The sequence below is a fragment of the Moorena sp. SIO4E2 genome (genome assembly GCF_010671945.1).
In the GTDB taxonomy this organism is placed as follows: Bacteria; Cyanobacteriota; Cyanobacteriia; order Cyanobacteriales; family Coleofasciculaceae; genus Moorena; species Moorena producens.
The window spans coordinates 1-2,383 of record NZ_JAAHIE010000873.1; the positions used below are offsets into that span (position 1 = coordinate 1).

Annotated in this window: 2 protein-coding genes; both read left to right on the top strand. The window is 39.6% G+C overall.

What is annotated here, in order from left to right; genetic code table 11:
* The coding region (locus tag F6K37_RS38405) for a DUF1822 family protein (protein ID WP_287256363.1) at nt 1–374 on the top strand (374 nt) is incomplete at its 5' end.
* A 21-nt stretch (nt 375–395) separates the two neighbouring features.
* The coding region (locus F6K37_RS38410) for an NACHT domain-containing protein (protein ID WP_287256365.1) at nt 396–2,383 on the top strand (1,988 nt) is incomplete at its 3' end.

Here is a 2,383-nt window from a genome sequence, read left to right on the forward strand (position 1 = left end):
CTGTAGATGCTGTCCTGGCACCTAGACAATTTGCATTTAGAAATCTAGAAATAAACGATGATGTTATTGAACGGGCTAAAAAAATTACTCTAGGTTTATCAGCAGATTCTCAACAAGTAGATTTAGTAGTGAGTCAATGGTTGGCAGAAAATCAAGAGGTGGGATTTTTATTTCAAGTTCATCCTACAGAAAAGAATGAGTTTTTGCCTTTGGGTTTAAAATTAAAAGTCATGCTTGAGTCAGATAGTGAGGAAGTAGAAGCCCAGGAAGCAGACAGTTGGATTCAGATTGCCTTAACTGAACTTCCAGGAAAACTAGTCACTGTTCAAATTTATCTAAATGATGAATCTGTAACTGAGGAATTTGTTGCTTAGCTCTACACAAAGGCAAATAAAATGAGTAAGACAGTTATTATTATCCCAGAAGATGGCAATTTTCAGCGAGGTTTTGGTCAAGCTACCATCAAGATTGTGGAGGAAGGTAAAAATGATCCAGAGAACTACAGACAGATATACTGTCAACTACCTCAAATCCCAGAAATTCTCAGGTATTATCAGGAATGGCAGGATAAATATAAAACCCTTCTGGAGTCTTCTAGGGATGAGGATTCTAGAGGTATTATACGGACTATACGTCCTCGGTTTTCTATCCCTGAGTACATAGCTAAGTGTGATCAGTCCCTTGATCTTTTACGCAACGATCTCAATCATTGGCTGAGGACTACAAAACAACAACTCGAACAAATTCTCGATCTAAACTCCCAGGATGAAATTCAGGTCGTTGTTCAAACACATGAGATTACCTCTGAATCCACCAAAAATATATTACACAAACTACCCTGGCACTGCTGGGACTTGTTTATTGATGACTGTTTTGGTGATGTTGCTCTCTCCTTCGCTGCATCAGAGCAAATTGCCGCTGCTATTGTTACTGACCAGAACTCAAATTCCCAAAGACCGAAACGGGTCAAAATCTTATGTATTTTAGGAGACAGCGGTCAAGGTATTGATGTGGAAGCTGATAGACGATTACTCCGAAAGATACCAGGAGCATATTGTGTTTTTCTGCGACAGCCAACTCTTGAAGAATTGGAATCATTTTTAAATAAATCTTGGGATATTCTATTTTTTGCTGGACATAGTGATGTTCAAGAAGATGGTCAAACTGGCTTGCTCAAAATTAATTCAGAAGAATCTCTAGATATTCAAACGATTAGAGAGACGATGGAAAGAGCCATTGAGCAAGGTATGAAGTTGGCTATTTTTAATTCCTGCAATGGACTGGGATTAGCACGTCAACTCGCAGATTTAGATATTGCTCAGATTATTGTTTGGCGAGAACCCGTTCCTGATCAAGTGGCACAAGAGTTTCTCAAATATTTTCTGGGATTTTTCACTACGCATTTATCTCTATATCGCTCTGTACAGGAAGCTAGAATCAAGCTACAGAGCTATATCAAAAAGAACAAAAATAAACTACCAAAAGTCAGTTGGCTACCAGTCATTCATCACAATCTAGCTAAAGAAAGCATCACCTGGAAACAGTTACGGGGACTCTCAGATACGGACACTATGCCCTCAACTCCAGCTCCTGTCAGTTCCTGGGGGATAGTAGGATCTCTCTTGCAATTAATGAAAATTGATATTGCCAGCAAGAAAGCTAGTCCCCGTGAAACCTTACTTAAGCGGGTAGAAAAATTCTGGATTCAAGGTGTTCTTAAGAAGTCTTTACATATCGAAGAAACCCTTGAATTGGGTCTAATTGAAGACCCTAGCGCCGTGATCAATCCCTCAAGTCAACAAGGAGCAAATTCAAGTCGGCAAAGACAAGATCTGCCTGAAGGAACTAGAGCAATTGACGTATTTGGGGAACTTGAAAACACCAGAACAATGCTGATTCTTGGTAGATCGGGGTCAGGTAAGACCACCGCACTTCTCGAAATTGCTGATGAATTAATCAGTGATGCCAGGAAAAACACAACCCTACCAATTCCTGTAGTGCTCAACCTTTCCAGTTGGGCTGGGGAGAAAGAGCCAAAACCCTTAGCCCAGTGGCTGGTTACGGAACTGAATAGAATCTATCAGTTTTCTGAAAAGCAGTGTAAGGATTGGGTAAAAAATCAGCAACTACTACTTTTATTAGATGGTTTAGATGAAGTCAGAGAAAGCAAAAGAGGAGATTGCATTAGAGCAATCAATCAGTTTATAGTAAACTATAAAGAAACCGAAATGGTGGTTTGCTCTCGAATTCGAGATTACCACAAAATTTCAGAGAAGCTTCAATTTCAAACTGCTGTTTTCTATAGGCAACTTACAGACCAACAAATCCAACGGTATTTTGACGATGCTGGAGACGCCTTGTCAGGAGTTAAGGAATTAAAAGA